Consider the following 21,353-nt stretch of genomic DNA (forward strand, 5'->3'; position numbering starts at 1 on the left):
GATGAGGTTTTAACATGGCTGAACGTCTGAATAACGACTTCCAGTTCATCGATGTCGGGCGCAAAGATCCGAAGAAGAAACTGTTGCGTCAACGCAAGAAAGAGTTCGTGGAAATCTACGAACCCTTCAAACCCCAGCACTCGGCCGACCAGGCCCACCGCTGCCTGGGTTGCGGTAACCCGTATTGCGAATGGAAGTGCCCGGTGCACAACTTCATTCCCAACTGGCTGAAATTGGTGGCTGAGGGCAACATCCTCGCCGCCGCCGAGCTGTCGCACCAGACCAACACCTTGCCGGAAGTGTGTGGCCGGGTGTGCCCGCAAGACCGTCTGTGCGAGGGTGCCTGCACCCTCAACGACGGCTTCGGCGCGGTGACCATCGGTTCGGTCGAGAAATACATCACCGACACCGCGTTCGCCATGGGCTGGCGCCCGGACATGTCCAAGGTCAAACCGACCGGCAAGCGCGTTGCGATCATCGGCGCAGGCCCGGCGGGCCTGGGCTGTGCCGACGTGCTGGTGCGGGGCGGCGTGACCCCGGTGGTGTTCGACAAAAACCCGGAAATCGGCGGCCTGCTGACCTTCGGTATTCCCGAGTTCAAACTGGAAAAAACCGTACTGAGCAACCGTCGTGAAGTCTTCACCGGCATGGGTATCGAGTTCCGTCTCAATACCGAAATCGGCAAAGACATCACCATGGAACAACTGCTCGCCGAATACGATGCGGTATTCATGGGCATGGGCACCTACACCTACATGAAGGGCGGCTTTGCCGGTGAGGACCTGCCGGGCGTGTATGACGCGCTCGACTTCCTGATCGCCAACGTCAACCGCAATCTGGGCTTTGAAAAGTCGCCGGAAGATTTCGTCGACATGAAAGGCAAAAAGGTCGTGGTGCTGGGCGGTGGCGACACCGCGATGGACTGCAACCGCACGTCGATCCGCCAGGGCGCCAAGTCGGTGACCTGTGCGTACCGTCGTGACGAAGCCAACATGCCCGGCTCGCGCAAAGAGGTGAAGAACGCCAAGGAAGAAGGCGTGAAATTCCTCTATAACCGTCAGCCGATCGCTATCGTCGGTGAAGACCGTGTTGAAGGCGTGAAAGTGGTCGAGACCCGCCTCGGCGAGCCGGACGCCCGTGGCCGTCGTAGCCCCGAGCCGATCCCGGGCTCCGAAGAGATCATCCCGGCCGACGCCGTGGTCATCGCCTTCGGCTTCCGCCCAAGCCCGGCGCCGTGGTTCGAGCAGTTCGAAATCCAGACCGACAGCCAGGGCCGCGTCGTCGCTCCGGAACAAGGCCAGTACAAGCACCAGACCAGCAACCCGAAAATCTTCGCCGGTGGCGATATGGTGCGTGGTTCTGACCTGGTGGTGACGGCGATCTTCGAAGGCCGCAATGCCGCTGAAGGGATCCTGGATTACCTCGGCGTTTAAGCCTCGGTACGCTTAACACAAGCGGGCTTGTTCCTTACGGACAAGCCCGCTTTTGCGTTTTATTGCTCACGTTTTTTAACGCGCCTCATCACCACCACAAAAAACACCGGTACAAACACCACGGCCATTGTTGCGCTGATCATCCCGCCGATCACGCCCGTACCAATGGCTTGCTGGCTCGCCGAGCCGGCGCCGGTGGCAATGGCCAACGGCACCACGCCTAGAATAAACGCCATCGAGGTCATCACAATTGGACGTAAGCGCAGCCGAGCGGCTTGCAGCGTGGCGTCGATCAGGTCGTGGCCCTCATCGTAAAGTGTCTTGGCGAACTCGATGATCAGGATTGCGTTCTTCGCCGACAGGCCAATGATCGTGATCAAACCGACCTTGAAGAATACGTCGTTGGGCATCCCGCGCAGCGTGACTGCCAGAACAGCGCCCAGCACACCAAGCGGCACGATAAGCAACACGGATGTGGGAATCGACCAGCTCTCGTACAGCGCCGCCAGGCACAGGAACACCACCAGCAGCGACAGGCCGATCAGGATCGGCGCCTGGTTGCCGGACAAGCGCTCCTGCAAAGACAGCCCCGTCCATTCCTGCCCAATGCCCGCGCGCCCCTGGGCCACCAGGCGTTCGATTTCGGCCATGGCTTCGCCGGTACTGTAACCGGGCGCGGGTTCGCCGGAGATGCTCACCGAGGGGTAGCCGTTGTAACGGTTCAATTGCGCAGGCCCTTGAGTCCATGTGGCTTGAACGAACGTCGAAAGGGGCACCATTTGTCCTGCGTTGTTGCGTACGTGCATCTTCAGCAAGTCATTAACCTGTTGACGTTGGTCGCCTTCGGCCTGCACCACCACCCGTTGCATACGGCCCTGGTTGGGAAAGTCATTGATGTAGGCCGAACCGATGCCGGTGGACATCAGGTTGCCAATGTCGGCGAAGGAGACACCGAGCGCGTTAGCATGTCGGCGGTCAATATCGAGTTTGACCTGGGGGGCTTCGGCCAGCGCGCTTTCGCGCACATCTGTCAGGATCGGGCTGGCTTGCGCCGCTTCCAGTAAATCGCTGCGAGCCTGCATCAAGGCTGCGTAGCCAAGGCTGCCACGATCCTGCAAACGCAGCTCGAAACCGCTGGAACTGCCGAGACCGCGAATCGGTGCCGGCGACACCACCAGCACCTCGGCTTGCTTGATTTGACTCAAGGCCGCGTTGGCGCGGTCGGTGATTGCGGCTGCAGAGTCATTACTGCCCCGCCAGGACCAACCCTTGAGCACCGCGAAACCCAACGCGGCGTTCTGCCCATTGCCGGAAAAGTTGTAGCCGAGAACGAATGTGCTGTTGTCCATGGCAGGCTCCGTGGCGAAATGTGCTTCGACCTGTTTGACGACCTCTACCGTGCGACTTTGGCTTGCTCCGGGGGGGAGTTGAATGTCGATGATCACAAAGCCCTTGTCTTCTTTCGGAAGAAACGAGGCGGGCAGCTGGCTGAAGCTCACTATCAGCACGAGCAGAAGGGCTGCATAGATGAACAAATAGCGCCCGCTGCGTTTCAAGGCATGAGTCACCCAGCCCTGGTAATGCTCGGTCAGTTGTTCAAACCGGCGGTTGAACCCGGCGAAGAACCGTGCAGAGGTGTGATCACCCGCGGCCACAGGCTTGAGCAGGGTTGCGCAAAGCGCGGGTGTGAGCGTCAGCGCAAGGAGCGCCGAGAACAGAATGGAGGTGGCCATGGTCAGCGAAAACTGCTGGTAAATGACCCCGACGGACCCCTGCATAAATGCCATCGGGATAAATACCGCCACCAGCACCAAAGTAATGCCGACGATAGCCCCGCTGATTTGTTTCATCGCCTTGCGCGTGGCTTCCCTGGGCGAAAGCCGCTCCTGCAGCATGATGCGTTCAACGTTTTCCACCACCACAATGGCGTCGTCCACCAGGATGCCGATCGACAGCACCATGCCAAACATGGTCAGCACGTTGATGGAAAATCCCATCAGTAACATGAGCGCCAAGGTGCCCATCAATGCGACCGGTACAACCAGGGTCGGAATCAATGTGTAACGAATATTTTGCAGGAACAGGTACATCACCGCGAACACCAGCACCATGGCTTCGAGCAGTGTGTACACCACTTTAGTAATTGAGGCTTTGACGAACGGCGAGCTGTCGTAAACGATCTGGTACTTCATGCTGGCAGGAAAGTAGCGTGACAACTCGTCCATCTTCTCGCGCACGCGTGTTGCCGTACTCAACTCATTGCCGTCAGGCGTCAATTGCACGCCCAACTCGCTGGACGGTCGGCCATTGAGTCGGGTGCCGAACTGGTATTCCTGGCTGCCGATTTCAACCCGGGCAACATCGCCAAGGCGCACGACAGCCCCGTTGGGCTCGGCTCTCAGCACAATGTCGGCGAACGCTTGCGGGCTCGACAGTTGGCCCTCAGCCAGCACGGTCGCGGTGATTTCCTGGGTATTGGCAGCGGGTAACTCGCCCAGGCTGCCGGCGGCTATCAAGGTGTTTTGAGCCGCGATTGCTGCGTTGACTTCTGCGGGTGTCAGGTTGAAAGCGATCAACTTTTGCGGGTCGACCCAGATACGCATGGCTCGCTCAGCGCCGAACAACTGGACTTTCCCAACCCCCTCCACGCGCTTGATTTCGTTGATGACGTTACGTGCCAAGTAATCGCTGAGGTCAATGCTGGTGACATTCTCGTCGGTGCCGATAAGCGAAACGAACAGCAGAAAGCCGGTGGACGCTTTCTCCACGCGCAAGCCCTGTTGGATCACTGCTTGTGGAAGGCGCGATTCGACGGCTTTCAGGCGGTTGAGCACATCGACCTGCGCAAGATCCGCAGGGGTGCCTGGCTTGAATGTCGCAGTGATCGTGGCGGTGCCTTGGCTGCTGCTTGATTCGAAATACAGCAGGTGATCAGCCCCGCTGAGCTCTTCTTCAATCAGGCTGACGACACTTTGGTCCATCGCCTGCGCCGAAGCACCGGGGTAGTTGGCGACCACTTCGATGCGCGGCGGCGCAATGTTGGGGTACTGCGCCACGGGGAGCTGTGGAATCGCCAGAACACCCGCCAGCAGGATAAACAGAGCAATCACCCAGGCGAATACCGGGCGGTCAATAAAGAATTGCGGCATACGCTAGCGTCCTTTTGACTGACCAATGGCCTGGTCGAGTGGAAGAGCGCCGTTGTCGATCACCACGTGTTCGCCTGGGCGGGCATGTTGCAAGCCTTCGACGACGATTCGGTCACCGGATGTGAGGCCGTCGGTGACAATCCACCGGTTCTGGTGCACGGCGCCCAGTTGCACGGTTCTCAGGCTCACGCGCAGTTCCTCATCCACCAGCAGCACTTGAGCCAGCCCGGCGCTGTTACGCAGGATGGCGCGCTGCGGCACGCTGATACCTTGTTGGTCGATGGCGTGCTCCAGCCGCACACGCACGAAGCTGCCGGGCAGCAAATCGAGGTCGGGGTTGGGAAACTCGCTGCGCAGGATGATCTGGCCGGTGCCGGGGTCTACTGAGATGTCGCTGAACAGCAGCTTGCCGGGCAACGGGTACGCGCTGCCGTCGTCCTGCAGCAAGGTGGCCTTGGCCTGGCCCGGGCCCGGTTGTTGCAACTGGCCGGAGCGGAATGCGCGGCGCAGTTCGTTGAGTTCACGGGTCGATTGCGTCAGGTCGACATGGACCGGGTCCAACTGCTGGATCAGCGCCAGCGGGGTTGATTCGTTCTGTCCGACCAAGGCACCTTCGGTCACCAGGGCACGCCCGATGCGCCCGGAGATGGGCGCGGTCACGGTGGCATAACTCAAATTCAGACGCGCGCGTTGCACCTTGGCCTCGTTGGCTGCGACGTCAGCTTCAGCCTGCCGTGCGGCCGCGCGCGCGTTGTCATACTCCTGAGCACTGATCGCCTTGGCTGAGATCAACTGGCGGTAACGCTGTTCTTGCTGACGTGCGCGTAAAGTATCGGCTTGCGACCGTTTAAGCCCGGCCAGGGCGCTGTCCAGATCCGCCTGCAGCGGCGCCGGGTCGATGTAGAACAGGACGTCACCCTGTTTCACGTCACCGCCTTGCGCGAACACACTTTTGAGCACCACCCCAGCCACCCGAGCGTTTACCTGGGCCGTTCGTGGTGCGGCAATGCGCCCACTGAGCTCGCTGCTGATGGAAATGGGTTTGGCTTGCAGGGTTTCTGTGCTCACCTTTACGGGGGCGGATGCCTGCGGCTCGGGTGCCTGGGTGCAACCGCTCGCAGCAATGGCCAACACTACTGAAGCGGATGCGAAACGCAACTTTCTATACATCGACATGCCTCCATAAAGAGGCATGGATGCTAGGAACGAGCAGTTAATTTGCGGTTAAACCGAGGTTGGAAGAGTGCGAGCAAATGTGACCCTTAGTTTCAAATCTTTGCAGAGAAGAAGCTCAAGTGTGAGGTTCCATCACCGCGACAAATTGACCCGATAGACAAAAGGCACGGCTCACTCCGTGCCTTTTGCGTCGCGCTCTGAGAAAATGCCCGCACTTTTTTTGCGGATGCCGACATGACTGCCCTCAAGAACGACCGTTTCCTTCGTGCCCTGCTCAAGCAACCTGTAGACGTCACGCCTGTATGGATGATGCGTCAAGCCGGTCGCTACCTGCCGGAATACCGCGCCAGCCGCGCCAACGCCGGTGATTTCATGAGCCTGTGCATGAACCCGGAGTTCGCCTGCGAAGTCACGATGCAGCCGCTGGACCGCTACCCACAACTGGACGCGGCCATCCTCTTCTCCGATATCCTCACCATCCCCGACGCCATGGGCCAGGGCCTGTATTTTGAAACCGGCGAAGGCCCGCGTTTCAAAAAGGTTGTCAGCACCCTGGCCGACATCGAAGCGCTGCCGATCCCTGATCCGCACAAAGACCTCGGTTACGTGATGGACGCCGTCAGCACCATCCGCCGCGAGCTCAACGGCCGCGTGCCGCTGATCGGCTTTTCCGGCAGCCCTTGGACCCTGGCCACCTACATGGTCGAAGGCGGTTCGTCGAAAGACTTCCGCAAGACCAAGGCCATGCTCTACGACAACCCGCAAGCCATGCACCTGCTGCTGGATAAACTGGCGCAGTCGGTCACCAGCTACCTCAACGGGCAGATCATGGCCGGCGCGCAAGCAGTGCAGATCTTCGATACCTGGGGCGGCAACCTGTCGTCGGCGGCCTATCAGGAATTCTCCCTGGCCTACATGCGCAAGATCGTCAGTGGCCTGATCCGCGAACACGAAGGCCGCAAAGTGCCGGTCATCCTGTTCACCAAAGGTGGCGGCCTGTGGCTGGAAAGCATCGCCGATGCTGGCGCTGACGCGCTGGGCCTGGACTGGACCTGCGACATTGGCGAAGCGCGCCGCCGCGTTGGCGGCCAGGTCGCGCTGCAAGGCAACATGGACCCGACCGTGCTGTACGCCAAGCCGGAAGCAATCCGCACCGAAGTCGGCCGCATCCTGGCCAGCTACGGCAAGGGCAGCGGGCACGTATTCAACCTCGGCCATGGCATTACGCCGGAAGTGAACCCGGAGCACGCCGGCGCGTTCCTGCGCGCGGTGCATGAGCTGTCGGCGCAGTATCACGAGTGATTGCAGCCCAATAAGAAACGCCCGGCTTATGCCGGGCGTTTTTTATTGGGGTTTAGGTGCTGAGTAGCTGTTCCGCAAACCGTGCGACTACATGGTCGAACGCCTGTTGCTCATCCAGAGGCGTGGAGCGCAGGGTAGTCATGAGGGTCTTGAAATCCTCTTCACTGGCCGCGTAGACAAATTTCGGATCAAAGACGTGTTCAATTGCATCTTGGCGTCGATTGTTTAGGTAGGCGATGTCCAGCGCGAGGACTTCGATCATTTTTACCGCTGCCGAATCAGTGGAGTTCGTCGCTTGGATTTGCCCGGTCTGCAAGTACCGGAATCGCAGCTCACAGCCTTCTTCCATGGGGGAAATATGCTCGGCTTCGTCAAACCAGTTCCCTTTGAAGTGCCCGCAGTGCAAAGGGGAGCCAGGTTTTGTTTCCCGAATGCAAGAGGCATGTAGGTTTCGGTATTCCAGCGCGAGTTCATCAAAGTTCTCTTGTGGCCGGAAGTGTTCGATATGGCTGGATTGCGCGTCAATGTCTCTGCCGCAGTAACAGCAGAAAGAGCCTTGCTCTAATAGCAAACTATTGTGCAGGTCGCGTTTTTGCGGGTTTTGGAGGGTGCGGTAAGTGGGCTCCCAACCTTCGTCGGTTGAGGATTTCCACTGGGTAAACGAAGCAGGTTCTGATCCTTTGAACACTTGTTTCATTTTCCGAGGATCTCCTTGCGGCGGATCAGGGCGTGAGCTCCAGCGAACTCCGGAAGGTCCGGCGCGATTTCTTTGAGCGCCTCGAGTTGGCCTTTGGCTTTATCCAGATCGTTGTCTTCGATGGTGCTGAACAGCTCGTTCAGTAGCGTTTCTACTTCGGGCTCGCGTTCCGAAACGCCCATTACTTCTTCGAGGACTCGACTGGAGTCAAGACCATAGGTGACCCGCGGGTGTGAGGCATCGCCGTTGTTCAGGAGAATGACTTCTCCGGGTTTCAGGCTGCCAATGATCTGCGGTGAGTGGCTGGCAGCGATGAACTGGACTTTGGGAAAGGCCTGTTTGAGGACAGAAGCAATGATGCGTTGCCAGGCGGGGTGCAAGTGAATATCCAATTCATCGATAATCACAATACCAGCGGTATTGATCAATACGTCATCGCCCATGTGTGGGTTGAGCAGACACATACGACGAGCAATATCAGCGACCAAGGCGATCAATGCTCGTTGACCATCACTTAAGTTATGAAAAGGCAGAGATTTTTGCGGAGTCAGATCAACAATTAGGCTGCGTAAATTTAAGTCGTAACGTAGCCCCCAAGCATTGGGCAGTGCTTTTTTTATTGCGTTGTTAACAATGGTCAGTTCGTCTTCGGCATCGTTCACGTCTGTCGACATTTCGGCGATGCGCTCTAGACGCTCCAATGTTTGTCCTATGAACCAGCTTTCGAAGTCTGCAAGATTTGCTGCTGCGTCTGCCCAGCCCGCGTATCCATGCATACGAGAGACTTTCTGGCTGGCAGCTGATTCTGCAGTGATACCCGATTGACCCCAACGTCGATCGGCTCTATAGAACGCCGCGATCGGCAGGTCTGTCGAGTTGTCGCTGGCACTTAATGACTGTTTTACTTGGGTCATTGCTTGGTGCAACACCCGGTCTGAGCTGGACGCTCCATCGTTATGTTTTTTGGAAATTGACCAGGCTGTGACGTCGAACGCTTCGCCTTTGGCTTCAATTTGCATGGGGTAGCATTGTTCGAAGCGAGCTCTTTTTCGGAATTTGTTCGTTGTAAAACGAACAAGCTCTTCCTCGAGGGGGGTGAAATACCCTTGTGAAACGTTAGTAATATCAATCAAGGCGACTGCCACCGCCTGCAACAACGAAGTCTTGCCACTCCCATTAACCCCCACCACCAGGTTAAACCCCGGCTGAAAGTCAAAAGTGGCATCTTCGTAGCAACGAAAATTCTGAATATGAAGCTGGTCCAGGCGCATTCTGGCTTTCCTTTACCAAGACTGACGAATATCGTCAGTGTACCGTGGCACGTCAGAACCGCCAAAGGCGTAGGTGTTACTGGCTTTTGGCGTGCCCCAGCGGCGGCAACTTCGCCAGCTTCAACGCCACCAACAGCGCGCCAATCAACAGCGCCACGATAAACCCGCCAATCCCGTTCCACCCGGCAAAGTGCCAGAAGAACCCACCCGCCGTACCGGCAATACTCGACCCCACGTAGTAGCAAAACAAATACAGCGACGACGCCTGCCCCTTGGCCTTGACCGCGCGGCGGCCGATCCAGCTGCTGGCCACCGAGTGCGCGCCGAAGAAGCCGAAGGTGAAGATCAGCATGCCCGGCACCACCAGCCACAACGGGGTGAACAGGGTCAGGCTCATGCCGGCGAGCATCAACACAATCGTGCCCCACAACACGCGGCGGCGGCCGAGGCGGTCGGCCAGTGAGCCTATTTTTGCCGAGCTGTAGATGCCGGTCAGGTACACCAGCGAGAGCAGGCCGACCACCGCCTGGCTCAGCCCGTACGGCTCTGCCAGCAGGCGATAACCGATGTAGTTGAACATCGTGACGAAGGCACCCATCAGCAAGAAGCCCTCAAGAAACAACCAGGGCAGGCCCGCGTCCTTGAAGTGCATGACAAACCCATTCAGCAGGTTGCGCGGCTTGAGGCTGCTGGTGCGGAAGTTGCGCGATTCGGGCAGGACCTTCCAGAACACCGTGGCCGCGATCAGCGCCAGCGCGCCGATGATCAGCATTGCGGTGTGCCAGCTGACGAAGTCGATAAGTACGCCGATGATCAACCGCCCGCTCATGCCGCCAATGGCGTTGCCGCCGATATACAGGCCCATCGCCAGGCCGATGTGTTGCGGGTGGATCTCTTCGCTCAGGTAGGTCATCGCCACGGCGGCCAGGCCGCTCAAGGACAAACCCACCAGCGCGCGCATCAGCAGAATCCCTTCCCAGGTCGGCATCAGGCCGCTGGCGATGGTCGCCAGCGCGGCGCAGAACAGCGCGCAGACCATCACCGGCTTGCGCCCCAGTCGGTCGGAAATCGGCCCGGTGACCAGCAAGCCCAACGCCAGCATCGCCGTGGCGACCGACAGGATCAGGCTGCTTTGCGCGGCATTGATGGAAAACTCGTGAGACAGCGCCGGCATCATCGGCTGCACGCAATACAGCAGCGCAAAGGTGGCGAACCCCCCGGAAAACAGCGCCAGCACCGTGCGCATGAACATCGGCGTGCCTTTTTCGATGTACGCATCGTTGAGCTGGGCCACCACCTCATCCAGGGCGGTAGGCGGGACTTCTTGAGCAAATGGAGCGACAGCAGATTTCACGGGGACCTCGGCGAGGGAAAGCCTGCCAGCACTGGCAATGCAAAAAAGAATATAGCTGCCTAATGATTCTTTCCAATATATTGTTCGACCTGTTTGATAGCTTTTACGACCTAATGAGGTTTGCATGGAATTGCGTCACCTGCGGTACTTCATCGCCGTCGCCGAAGAACTGCATTTTGGCCGCGCCGCGCAGGTGCTGGGCATCTCGCAGCCGCCGTTGAGCCAGCAGATTCAGGCGCTGGAGCACGAGGTGGGCGCGCGCTTGTTTGAGCGCACCAACCGTCGGGTCGAGCTGAGCGAGGCGGGGCGGTTGTTCCTGCACGAGGCGCGATTGGTGCTGGCGCAGGTCGACAAGGCGTCGGACGTGGCGCGGCGTGCGCAGTTGGGCGAACTGGGGGAACTGAAGATCGGCTTCACCTCGTCGGCGCCTTTCAACGCCAGCATTCCGCAGGCGATCTTCGCGTTTCGGCAGGCGTTCCCGGCGGTGCATTTGAATCTGCAGGAGATGAGCAGCACCGAAGTGGCCGAGTCGCTGGTGGATGAGTCGATCCAAGTGGGGCTGATGCGCCCGCTGCCGTTGCCGGATTCGCTGAATGTCATCGAGCTGATGCGTGAACCGCTGGTCGCCGTGCTGAATGCCGGTCACCCGCTGGTGGACGGCAGCGAGCGCGGCCTGCACCTGGCGCAACTGGCGCAGGAACCGTTTGTATTCTTCCCGCGCACCTATGGCAGCGGCCTGTACGCCCAACTGCTCAACCTGGCGCGGGACGCCGGCTTCAGCCCGCACTTCGCCCAGGAAGCCGGGGAGGCAATGACCATCATCGGGTTGGTGGCGGCGGGCTTGGGGGTGTCGGTGCTGCCGGCGTCTTACCAGCGGATTCGAATTGATGGCGTGGTGTATCGCACCTTGCTCGATCAGGAGGCCGTGACGGCCGTGTGGCTGGTGCAACGCAAAGGCGCGCAAACCCCGATGGCCAAGGCGTTTGTGGAGCTCTTGACGCGCAAAGCGGTGGTGTAGGCACTGTCACATATCAGGTAACGCAACCGGCTTAGTCGACAGTCATCTTCAGGGCGCGAACCCCATCTGCTGGGCAAAGTGCGACATTGTCGCGACCGTAAGCCTGGGGCGACTGGATCGAATCAAAAGCAAAGACCGTCATGGCAAACGAACTTACAAAATCGCAGAGCTCACCAGCGAGCAGTTTTTAGCGATAAAGACGGCGGTGCGCAGTGCGCTGGGGTTGCGATGAAGTGGAACAGAGATGAGCGGCGCTTTGCCACTGATTGCAGGCGAGCTGTTTTCAGGCATACTGGCCGAGTTCCCGAAAGGGGCTTGTGAGACTCTGAGGATCCTGGGTAACCAGCCATCGCAGAGCCAGGCAGGACGCGGCGATGACAAGCCAACCTGTTTGTGAAAAGGGCGCCGAAAGGCGCCCTTTGTCGTTTCCGACGAGCTGAAATGCTCAGTTCTGCTTCGACGTCCCTGTCTGCTCAAACAACTGCGCCGCCGACCCGGCCTCATTCACGCCGTTGCTGCGCAAACCCGCCATGATGTCGCTGTCCAGGTTATTCACCCAGCGGTTGTAGTTGCGATGGATCTTGCCGTCCTTGTAGCCCAGGTCGCGGCTGTCGCGGTAGGTGATGGCGTAGCTGTTGCGGGTGTAGCGGATGTCGATTGCAGCGTAGTACTGGTTACGCACGGTGATCTCGGCCTGCACCAGTTGCGGGCCGAAACGTTGCACGGTCCACTCGCGTTTTTGGAGGGCGGTGACGATAACCTGCTTCATTTTTTCTTCGCTGACTTGAGCGTCGGCCGGCAGCGCGTGCTGGGTGTTGAGCACCGGTTTGGTGGTGCACCCGGCGGTGGTCAGCAGGGCCAGGGTGAGGAGGGTGGCGCGTAGCAAGGAAGACATTCCGTTTTCTCCAATCGATTAAAAATTCAGGACCAGCGGCGGAAAATCAGCGAAGTGTTGACGCCGCCAAACGCAAAATTGTTGTTCATCACGTAGTCGTTGTGCATCTCGCGAAACCCACCTTGCAGGTAATCCAGCTCGCCGCATTGCGGGTCGACCGAATCGAGGTTGAAGGTGTGCACATACTGGTCGCGGTTCATCATTTCGATGCTGAACCACGATTCCAGCGCGCCGCACGCGCCCAAGGTGTGGCCGAGGAAACTCTTCTGCGAGCTGATCGGCATGCGGCTGCCGAACAGGCTGCTGGTGGCCAGTGTTTCGGCGATATCGCCTTGATCGGTGGCGGTGCCATGGCCGTTCACGTAGCCGATGGCCGAAGGCTCAAGCCCGGCATCTTCGAGGGCCAGCTCCATCGCGCGGCGCATGGTTTTCTGCTCCGGGCGCGTGGTGTGCTGGCCGTCGGCGTTGCTGCCGAAACCCACCAGCTCGGCGTGGATGTGCGCACCGCGTGCCAGCGCGTGTTCGAGTTCTTCCAGCACCAGCATGCCGCCGCCTTCGCCGATCACCAGGCCATCACGGCCGCTGTCATAGGGGCGCGGGCTGGTCTGTGGCGCGTCGTTTTTCAGGCTGGTGGCGTAGAGCGCGTCGAACACCATGGCTTCAGTGGGGCACAGCTCTTCGGCACCACCGGCGAGCATCAACGGCAGGCGGCCGAACTTGATCGCCTCGTAGGCATAGCCGATGCCCTGGCTGCCGCTGGTACAGGCGCTGGACGTGGGGATCAGGCGCCCGGTGAGGCCAAAGAAAATGCTGATATTCGCCGCCGTGGTGTGCGGCATCATGCGCACATAGGAGTTGGCGTTCAGCCCCTCGGCCACCGAGTTCAGCAGCATATTGCCGAACGCCTTGATCTCATCGGTGCTGCCGGTGGACGAGCCACAGGCCACGCCCATGCGCCCATCCTTGATCGACTCGTCGCCGAGCAAGCCAGCGTCCTGCAACGCCTGCTCCGCTGCCCAGACAGCCAGGCGCGAGACGCGGCCCATGCTGCGCAGTTGCTTGCGCGTCCAGTGCGCAGGCACGACGAAGTCATCGATCGGCCCCGCCAGGCGCGTGTTCAGTTCAGTGAAACGGTCCCACTCGTCCATGCGCCGAATGCCGCTGCGGTTGGCGCGAAAGTTGGCGGCGATGGTGTCCCAGTCGCAGCCTAGGGAGGTCATGCCGGCCATGCCGGTGACGACGACGCGTTTCATCAGCACAGGCCCCCGTTCACGGCCAAGACTTGGCGCGTGATGTAAGCGGCCTCGGCCGACATGAGGAAATTCACCGCCCCGGCGACTTCTTCCGGGGTGCCCATGCGCTGCGCGGGGATCATTTTCATCAGCTCTTCCACCGGCACGTTTTCATCGAGCATGGCGGTGTCGATCAAGCCAGGCGCCACGCAGTTGACGGTGATCTTGCGCTTGCCCAACTCGATGGCCAGCGCCTTGGCCGCGCCGATCAGGCCAGCCTTGGAGGCGCTGTAATTCACTTGGCCACGGTTGCCGATCAACCCCGACACCGAAGTGATGCACACAATACGGCCCGCCGCGCGACGACGAACCATCGGCATCATCACCGGGTGCAGCACGTTGTAAAAACCATCCAGATTGGTGCGCATCACCACGTCCCAATCATCTTCGGACAAGGCCGGGAACGCGCCGTCACGGGTCAGGCCAGCGTTGAGTACCACGCCGTAATAGGCGCCATGCTGCTCCACATCGGCCTCAAGGATTTGCTTGCACGTGGCGCGATCCGCCACATCGAATTGCAGCACCCGCGCCTTGCGGCCCAGGGCTTGGATCTCGACCTGCACCGCGTCCGCTTCAACGCGGCCACTGCGGCAATGCAGCACGATGTCGTGCCCGGCCTGCGCCAGACGCAGGGCAATGGCGCGGCCGATGCCACGGCTGGAGCCGGTGACCAGTACGGATTCAGTCATGGCGTTTCGTCCTTCGATTCATCTAAATAGTTGGCCGCCTGGGGCGGTCGAAATACGTTCAAGCGCGCGCTGGCCTGGATCCCGTCGCCGGTCAGGTGGCATTCGAACACACCCATGCCGTTGTCGTCTTCCAGCGAGCGCAGGCCGTGGATGCGCAGCTCGGCACCGGCCGGGAAATGTTCCACGTTGCACTCAAACTTACGTGTGCCCAACAGGAAACCCAGTTCCACCGCTTCGCCTTTTTGACGCGCGCGGCAACCGGCATAGGCGGCGACGCTTTGCGCCATCAGTTCAATACCGACCCACGCCGGCAGGCTGCCGTCCGGGCGGTTGAACAGGCCACCGGGCTTGACGGTGGCGCGGGTGTGCACCTGCTCTTCATCGAACGACAGCACCTGGTCGATCAGGATCATGTCGCCCGCGTGGGGCAGCAGTTCGGCGAGTGGCCAATCGATCATGGGGCCTCTGCGATTATCAGGCTGACGTTGTTACCGCCGAAGGCAAACGAGTTGCTCATCAGGCAGCGCTTTTTCAAGGTGTCGCCGGCCTGCGCCCACTGCAACACAGGCAGGGCCGGGTCGGCGTGGCCATCCCACACATGTGGCGGGACCAAGCCGTGGGTCAGGCTTAGCCAGCAGAACGCCGCTTCCAATGCACCGGCCGCGCCGAGGGTGTGGCCGCTCATGGGTTTGGTCGATGAGCAGGCCACGCCGTCGGGAAACAGGCTGGCGACGGCCAGGCTTTCCATGGCGTCGTTGTGCTGGGTGGCGGTGCCGTGCAGGTTCAGGTAGCCGATCTGTTCGGGCGCAAGTTTTGCGCTGGCCAAGGCCTTGCGCATCGCCTGCAACGCGCCTTTGCCGGTGGGCTCGGGCGCCGAGATATGGTGTGCGTCGCAGCTGGCGCCGCTGCCCAACAGTGCAATCGGCGCCGGTGTTTTAGTCATCAAGAACAGCACCGCCGCTTCGCCGATATTGATGCCATTGCGGTTCACCGAAAACGGGTTGCAGCGCTCGCTGGAGACGGCCTCCAGCGAAGTGAACCCGTTCAGCGTCAGCTTGCACAGGCTGTCGACGCCGCCGCAAATCACCGCATCGCAGACGCCCAGGGCCAGCAGGCGCTGAGCACTCATCAACGCGCGGGCGCTGGAGGTGCAAGCGGTGGAAATCACATAGGCCGGGCCGCTCAGTTGCAGCCAGTCGGCGAGGAAGTTGGCCGGTGCGCTGAGTTCCTGTTGCTGATAGTCGTAGTCGCCGGGGAACTGCTGGTCGCGCAGGTAATGGGCGATGCCACGGCTGGCTTCGTCGATACCCGAGGTGCTGGTGCCCAACACAATGCCGACCCGCGAGGGGCCGTAGGTGTGGATCGCCTGGCGGATCTGGCCTTCAATCTGCAACGCGGCGTCCAGCAGCAACTGGTTGTTGCGGCTGCTTTGCTGGTTCAGTTCAACTGGAATGCTCGCCAGTTCGCCGTGCACACCGCCCACCGGCAACACGCGTTCCGGCACCCAGCCACTTTCGGCGCGCATGCCGCAGCAGTCGCCGGCAAACAGGTTGCGGCTGACTTCGTCCTGGCCACGGCCCAGGGCGCAGATCACGCCCAGTGCATTGAGATAGGCGGTCATCGAGCGACCCCAAGCGGGGTGATGCGATAGCTCAACGGCTGGCCCGTCATGTTCACGCTGAATACCTCTGAAGACTGGTAGACGATTTGCCAGTGGCCCGGCAGGGTGCGCGTAAGGTCCATGGCCTGGGCACTCGGGTAAAGCGCGCGCACGTCATCCGCCGAGGTCAGGGCAAACAGCAGCGCGGCAAACAGCTCGCGGGCCGCCGGGTTAGGCGGCAGCAGGCCGTCAGCCTGCCACTGGCCATTGATCAGTTTTTGCCGGGCCTGGGGAATGCCCAGCGGGTCCATCATCGACCAGCGCAACCCAGCGCCTTCGCGTTGAATCACCAGCAACCAGTCCTGGCTCTGGCCGTCCGCCAGGCGCTGCACGTGCAGCTGCATCGGCAAGGCCAGCGCCGGGGTTTTCTCGGGCAGCGGCGGCTGGCTGGCGCAGGCGCTCAGCAGCAACAGGCAACCGATCAACAGCATCCGCATCATGGCGCAGCACTCTCTAACGGTTTACGCACCACGCAGTTGACCAGGGTCTCTTCACGCTGGCCCACCGGTGGCGGGTTGCGCAGGCCCCAGCGTTCCAGCAGGCCGAAATCGCTGGAACGGCTCCACCACAAATACGGGTATGAGACGTTCTGCGGGCCAAATTCAAAGCCCTGCTCGCGCAGCATCTGCAAATACTCTTCGGCGCTTTTCTGCACGTGCATCGGGTGGCGGAACAGCCAGCGAATCACCCAGGTGTCGATGTAGGCTTCGGTGGACTCGGCAAACAGCAAATAACCGCCCGGCTTGAGCACACGGTAGAACTCTTTCAAGGCGCGATGCTGTTCCACCAGGTGATGGAAGGTCTGGTGGCAGAACAGGATGTCGACGCTTTCATCCGGCACCGCCAGGGTCGCGCAGTCGCTGCCGATCAGCTCGATGGCCAGGCCTTGGCGCGCGGCTTCGGCTTGGCACAGTTCCAGGCTGTGGGGGTCGGCGTCCAGGCCGATCAGGCGCTGCGGCGCAAACACCTGCTGCAAATACTGGAACGACTTGCCCTGGCCGCAACCGGCGTCGAGCAACACCGGCGCCACCGGCAACGGCTCGGTGAACAAGCTGCGCAAGTCGTTGATCGCCACGCGCAACACGTGGTGCTGCCACGTGTGGCTGCGCAGGAACCAGAAGCCGAACCTGGTTTCTTCGACGTAGTTATTACTCAAATACTGACTGCTCACGCGGCATCCCCTGCACAAATCTCCGACAACATCCGTAACCGCCGCTTGGGCTCACTGACAAACGGGTTGCGCTCATCCCACGCATAACCGGCCAGGATCGAGCTGATCATCCGGCGAATCTCCGGCGAGCTGCCAGGGTGGAAAATCACATCCTGGAACGTCCCCGCGTACCAGCCTTCGACGTAGCAGCGGAAGGTGTCGACACCGCGCTTCAACGGCACGGCAAACTCGCTTTGCCAGTCCACGGTCTCGCCTTTGAGCTGGCGATGCAACAGCCCGGCCGCCATGCTCGCCGAACGCATGGCGATCGTCACCCCGGAAGAAAACACCGGGTCGAGAAACTCCGCCGCATTGCCCAGTAGCGCAAAGCCAGGGCCGTGCAGGGTTTTGACGTTGGCCGAGTAGCCGCCGATGGTGCGCGCAGGCGTGTCCCACACGGCGTTTTGCAGCACGCCTGCCAGGCTTGGGGTTTCGTCGATAAAGCTGCGCAGGCAGGCGTCGAGGTTGCTGTCGCGGCCGTCAAAATGCTCTTTGGCCGCCACCACGCCCACCGAGCAACGGCCGTTGCTGAACGGAATGGTCCAGAACCAGATATCACGTTGGGTGGGGTGCGTGGTCACGAGGATCTTGGTGCGGTCGAAGCCGGGATGTTCGATGTGATCTTCAACGTGGGTGAACACCGCCTGGCGCAGCGGGAAATTCGACGGCGCTTCCAGGTCCAGCAGGCGCGGCAGTACACGGCCGTAGCCGCTGGCGTCGAGTACGAACTTGGCCTTGAGGTGGTACTCGCTGCCGTTCTCGCGGCGCACGTGCAGGTAGCGGCTCTCACCGCCAAAGTCCACGCCGACGATGGTTTCGCCGTAGCGAATGTCCACGCCCTGCAGCGCTGCCTGGTCGGCCAGTAATTTGTCGAATTCGCCGCGCTGCACCTGGAAGGTGGTGGGCTTGCCGTTGCTGAACGTGTCACCAAAATCAAATGCGCTGTAGCGCTCGCCCCAGGCAAACGCGGCGCCGGTTTTTACCTGGAAACCCGCCGCCTGCACGGCGTCGAGCATGCCGGCTTCTTCGATAAAATCGATGCAGTGCGACAGCAGGCTCTCACCAATCGAAAAACGCGGAAAATGCTGGCGCTCGATAATCAATACATCATGCCCGTTGCGCTTTAACAGCGCGGCGGCGATGGCACCGGACGGGCCGGCACCGATCACCACCACCTGGCGACGTTCCATTTCAACTGTGGGCACGAGGGCTCCTTGCCGCTATGGCGATAATCACATTCATAAGGCGTGCTTCTGATGCCCGGCCCACGGCGCCAGCATAAAGCTGAACGCCAGGCCCAGGCTGACCGACAAGCCGAAATTGCTCACAGCTGGCGTACTCGACACCGCCAGCAGGCCAAACGACAACCAGGTCGTCAGCGCCGCCAACAGCGTTCCCAAAAGGCTCACGGCAGCGCCGCCGATTTGCTCGCGCATCAAGATCGCGTAGTCGACGCTGATGGCCGTGACCAACAGCAGGCCAAACAGGCTGAACAGGGTCAGCGGCTGGCCCAGCCAACCCAGGCTGGCCAGGCTGCACAGCGCGGCCAGCAACGGCAGGGCGACGATGCGCAAGGCACCGCCAACGCCGAATGGCAGGATCAGCAACAGCACGATCAGCACGCACGACATCAATTTCAATTCCGCCGCGCTGATCTGCGTGTCGGCGAACACCCGGTTCAAGTCGCCCAGGCGATCGACCAATTGCACGCCGGGCAAATCCAGCGCCTGCACGCGCAGCAACGCCGGGTTGTTCAAGCCTTGCAGGCTGACCATCGCCGCCACGCCGCCGTCCACCGGGCCGAGCCACAGTGTGCGCCAGGGTTCGGCGAGCGGGCCAACCAGCGCGGCGTCGATGTCTTCGGTGGGCAGCGCTTGCAGCTGCGCAACTTCGGCCTGCAAGGCGCCGGCGGGCACGCCAAGGTCCAGCAGCGGTTGCCAGTGTTGCGGCAGCTGGTTCAGCGCATCACGCAACTGTTGCTGCTCGGCGGGCAAGTTGACCAGTTGATTGAGCGCCAGGTAGCCCTGCAACTTGTCCATGTTCACCAGTTGGTCCAGGCGTTGACCCAAGGCCGCCTGGCGTTCCAGCAACTGCTGCTGGTTATCCGCGCGCACCAGGAAAAACTGGCTGGTGGGCTGGAACCCGGTGATGCGCGCCACGGCCTGCGCCTCTTGGAGCAACTGCGGCGGGGCGCCGATCCATTGGCGGATATCGTTTTTGCTGTTCAAGTGCCACAGGCCGCCCGCGCAGAACAGCAGCACCAGTGCCAGCAGCAGCGGGCTCGGTACGCGTTTGATCAAGGCGGCGCGCAACAGCCACAGGCCTTCGGCGATACTCAGCGGCCATTGCGCCGGGCGCAGGTCCACGCCCTTGAGCAGCGCGGGCAACAGGCACACGGCCGACAAGTAGGCGCCGACCAGACCTGCGGCAGAGAACACCGCGATTTGCGTCAACGCCGGGAACGGCGTCCAGGCCAACGCCAGGTAGCCGATGCAACTGGTGGCCAGGCTCAGGCTCAACCCCGGCAGCGTCAGGCGCAACGCCGGCCAACTGCGCCAGGGCTGCAGGCTCCAGCTTTTGGATAGATAGTGCAGCGGGTAATCCACCGCCACGCCGATCAGGCTGGAGCCCAGCACCAGGGTCATCACATGCATATGGCCGAACAGCGCCACACAGGCCACCGCGCCAAACAGCATGCCCACCAGCACCGGCACAAATGCCAGCAACACGCGCCAGCGGCGGAAGGCGAGCAACAGCAGCAACAGGATGCCCAGGGTGGCGCCGCCGCCGACCCAGGTGATTTCCCGCGTCGCTTGTTGTTGCCCATTAGCGGCATAGAGCAAGCCGCTGGCGGCGAGCAGCTGCGCGCCTTGCTCACTGGCCTGCGTGCGGCTGGCCTGGAGCAAATCCGCCACTTGCACCGGCAGTTTCATATCAAAGGCGTTGCCGGTGGTGCGCGCACGCAGCAGCACCCAGCTTTTGCCGTCGGCATCGGCGATCAACGCGCCGCTGCCGATGTCCAGTTGCACCGAACCGTGCTGCGGCTGGCTGTTCTGAATGCGTCCGGTCAGGCCCAGCCAGTCGTCCTGGCTGGGCACCAGGCTGAACCCGGTGAAGGGGTCGAACAGTGCCTGTACACGCTGCTGGATAAACGCCGCGGGTTGCTCGATCAGTTGCTCGCGGTCCTTGGCCGAGAGCATTGCCAGGCGCCCGCGCAGCAGTTGCTCGCGCAGCGCCGGCAAGTCGGCTTGCAGGTTCCACTGCACCTTTTCAAACAGCCCGCTGGCCTGCCAGCGCTCGCCCAATTGTTGCGCGACCGCCACGGCTTTTTGCCGATCGGCATGCCCCACCAGCACCAGCATCTCGCGGTTCAGCGGTTCCTGCATGCGCTGTTCGGCCTTGAGCTCCAGCGCGTCCGGCGTATTGCCCGGCACCAGTTCCATCAGGTTGGCCGACAGCGGCGCGCCATGGCGCCACTGCAAGCCGGCCAGGGCCAGCACGGCCACCAGCAGGATCAGGAACAGGCGCGGCAGCAGGCGCTCACTGGGCAAAGTCATGTTGCTCCGCATCGCTCAACGGTTGGTCGGCCGTGCTGTCCTGCATGCGCAGCACGGTGCTGTCGCCTTGGGTTTCCAGCAGTTGGATGGTCTGCACCAGCTCGCCGCCGTCGATATTGATTTGGGTGAAGACCTGTTTGAGCAGCAGTGAGCGTGGGATCAGCGTCAGCTTCCACTTGTTGGCTTCGCCTTGCAGTTGCATTTCGAAGTCGCGCTGCAGGCCGCTGCTGTCACCCTGGAGTACCGCGAGGAACAGACGGTTCTGCTCGGCACCGGCGCTCTTGTTCGGCAGCAGTTGCCAGCCGTTGGCATCGCGCCGGGCAATGCCCTGGGCGCTGATGCGGTAGTCCTGTTGCAGCGGCGTTTTCAGCAGCCACAGCAGGCCGTGATCTTTGGCGAGCACGAAGGTGCCTTTGCTGACCAGGGGCTGGGGCAGGGCGCGCAGGTGTTTTTCCTGGGTGAAGGTGCCGTGAATGACGGACGGTTTTGCCAGTTGATCGCTGAGCTGCTGTAGATCAAAAGCGTGGGCCAGGCCTGGAATGCTCAACAACAGGATTAGCAGGATCCTTGTGGGAGCGGGCTTGCCCGCGATGTACCTGAGGGCGCTGCGCAGTGTCAGGCGGTTCGCGTTATCGTTAACGACCATCGCG

Annotated in this window: 18 protein-coding genes; 3 read left to right on the forward strand and 15 right to left on the reverse strand. The window is 61.0% G+C overall.

All coding sequences use genetic code 11. The features are described from left to right. Positions 1-14: 14 nt before the first annotated feature. On the forward strand, positions 15-1,433 hold the full coding sequence (locus PspR76_RS02325) for an FAD-dependent oxidoreductase (RefSeq protein WP_078731229.1): 1,419 nt from the start codon (positions 15-17) through the stop codon (positions 1,431-1,433). Between the two features lie 59 nt (positions 1,434-1,492). On the opposite strand, the gene PspR76_RS02330 is transcribed toward PspR76_RS02325, so the two are convergent. Together PspR76_RS02330 and PspR76_RS02335 are read right to left on the reverse strand one after the other, a co-directional pair. Further along, positions 1,493-4,582 (reverse strand): efflux RND transporter permease subunit, encoded by a 3,090-nt coding sequence (locus PspR76_RS02330; RefSeq protein ID WP_159953787.1) that lies wholly within the window; start codon positions 4,580-4,582, stop codon positions 1,493-1,495. 3 nt (positions 4,583-4,585) lie between these two features. After that, positions 4,586-5,758, reverse strand: coding sequence for an efflux RND transporter periplasmic adaptor subunit (locus tag PspR76_RS02335; protein ID WP_442966760.1), 1,173 nt, complete (start codon positions 5,756-5,758; stop codon positions 4,586-4,588). 234 nt (positions 5,759-5,992) lie between these two features. Here PspR76_RS02335 and hemE point away from each other — a divergent pair, with 234 nt between their 5' ends. After that, positions 5,993-7,060: a uroporphyrinogen decarboxylase gene (gene hemE, locus PspR76_RS02340; protein WP_159953789.1), complete on the forward strand. Its 1,068-nt coding sequence runs from the start codon at positions 5,993-5,995 to the stop codon at positions 7,058-7,060. Between the two features lie 52 nt (positions 7,061-7,112). On the opposite strand, the gene PspR76_RS02345 is transcribed toward hemE, so the two are convergent. From PspR76_RS02345 to PspR76_RS02355, 3 genes are all read right to left on the reverse strand, one after another. Next, on the reverse strand, positions 7,113-7,757 hold the full coding sequence (locus PspR76_RS02345; protein WP_159953790.1) for a retron system putative HNH endonuclease: 645 nt from the start codon (positions 7,755-7,757) through the stop codon (positions 7,113-7,115). Then, complete coding sequence (locus PspR76_RS02350; RefSeq protein ID WP_159953791.1) at positions 7,754-9,028, reverse strand: AAA family ATPase; 1,275 nt, start codon at positions 9,026-9,028, stop codon at positions 7,754-7,756. Before PspR76_RS02350 ends, PspR76_RS02345 begins: the two co-directional genes overlap by 4 nt. A 76-nt stretch (positions 9,029-9,104) precedes the next feature. Next, the gene (locus PspR76_RS02355) at positions 9,105-10,334 is read right to left on the reverse strand and encodes an MFS transporter (RefSeq protein WP_442966814.1); all 1,230 of its coding nucleotides are present in this window, start codon (positions 10,332-10,334) and stop codon (positions 9,105-9,107) included. A 172-nt stretch (positions 10,335-10,506) separates the two neighbouring features. On the opposite strand from PspR76_RS02355, the gene PspR76_RS02360 reads away from it, so the two are divergent. Continuing rightward, positions 10,507-11,400, forward strand: coding sequence for a LysR family transcriptional regulator (locus tag PspR76_RS02360; protein ID WP_159953793.1), 894 nt, complete (start codon positions 10,507-10,509; stop codon positions 11,398-11,400). 445 nt (positions 11,401-11,845) lie between these two features. Here the strand turns inward: PspR76_RS02360 and PspR76_RS02365 are convergent, their stop codons facing one another. The 10 genes from PspR76_RS02365 to PspR76_RS02410 are packed head-to-tail and all read right to left on the reverse strand — an operon-like array spanning position 11,846 to position 21,349. Then, complete coding sequence (locus PspR76_RS02365) at positions 11,846-12,295, reverse strand: hypothetical protein (RefSeq protein ID WP_159953794.1); 450 nt, start codon at positions 12,293-12,295, stop codon at positions 11,846-11,848. A 26-nt stretch (positions 12,296-12,321) separates the two neighbouring features. Next, positions 12,322-13,548 carry a beta-ketoacyl-ACP synthase gene (locus PspR76_RS02370; RefSeq protein ID WP_094949280.1) on the reverse strand — a complete coding sequence of 409 codons (1,227 nt, stop codon included), beginning with the start codon at positions 13,546-13,548 and terminating at the stop codon, positions 12,322-12,324. Beyond that, positions 13,548-14,276 (reverse strand): 3-oxoacyl-ACP reductase FabG, encoded by a 729-nt coding sequence (gene fabG, locus PspR76_RS02375; RefSeq protein WP_159953795.1) that lies wholly within the window; start codon positions 14,274-14,276, stop codon positions 13,548-13,550. The genes PspR76_RS02370 and fabG overlap by 1 nt, the downstream gene beginning before the upstream one ends. Next, positions 14,273-14,734: an ApeP family dehydratase gene (locus tag PspR76_RS02380; protein ID WP_159953796.1), complete on the reverse strand. Its 462-nt coding sequence runs from the start codon at positions 14,732-14,734 to the stop codon at positions 14,273-14,275. The genes fabG and PspR76_RS02380 overlap by 4 nt, the downstream gene beginning before the upstream one ends. Then, a complete protein-coding gene (locus PspR76_RS02385) occupies positions 14,731-15,897 on the reverse strand; it encodes a beta-ketoacyl-[acyl-carrier-protein] synthase family protein (protein WP_159953797.1) in 1,167 nt (388 codons plus the stop codon). The genes PspR76_RS02380 and PspR76_RS02385 overlap by 4 nt, the downstream gene beginning before the upstream one ends. Beyond that, on the reverse strand, positions 15,894-16,376 hold the full coding sequence (locus tag PspR76_RS02390; protein WP_159953798.1) for a hypothetical protein: 483 nt from the start codon (positions 16,374-16,376) through the stop codon (positions 15,894-15,896). Before PspR76_RS02390 ends, PspR76_RS02385 begins: the two co-directional genes overlap by 4 nt. After that, entirely contained in the window at positions 16,373-17,107 is a 735-nt protein-coding gene (locus PspR76_RS02395) for a class I SAM-dependent methyltransferase (RefSeq protein ID WP_159953799.1), read from the reverse strand. Before PspR76_RS02395 ends, PspR76_RS02390 begins: the two co-directional genes overlap by 4 nt. Beyond that, entirely contained in the window at positions 17,104-18,351 is a 1,248-nt protein-coding gene (locus PspR76_RS02400) for an NAD(P)/FAD-dependent oxidoreductase (protein WP_159953800.1), read from the reverse strand. The genes PspR76_RS02395 and PspR76_RS02400 overlap by 4 nt, the downstream gene beginning before the upstream one ends. A 33-nt stretch (positions 18,352-18,384) precedes the next feature. Further along, entirely contained in the window at positions 18,385-20,697 is a 2,313-nt protein-coding gene (locus tag PspR76_RS02405) for an MMPL family transporter (protein ID WP_174245658.1), read from the reverse strand. Further along, a complete protein-coding gene (locus PspR76_RS02410; protein WP_159961299.1) occupies positions 20,687-21,349 on the reverse strand; it encodes an outer membrane lipoprotein carrier protein LolA in 663 nt (220 codons plus the stop codon). Before PspR76_RS02410 ends, PspR76_RS02405 begins: the two co-directional genes overlap by 11 nt. Between the last annotated feature and the right edge of the window lie 4 nt (positions 21,350-21,353).

The sequence above is a fragment of the Pseudomonas sp. R76 genome (assembly GCF_009834565.1).
Lineage (GTDB): Bacteria > Pseudomonadota > Gammaproteobacteria > Pseudomonadales > Pseudomonadaceae > Aquipseudomonas.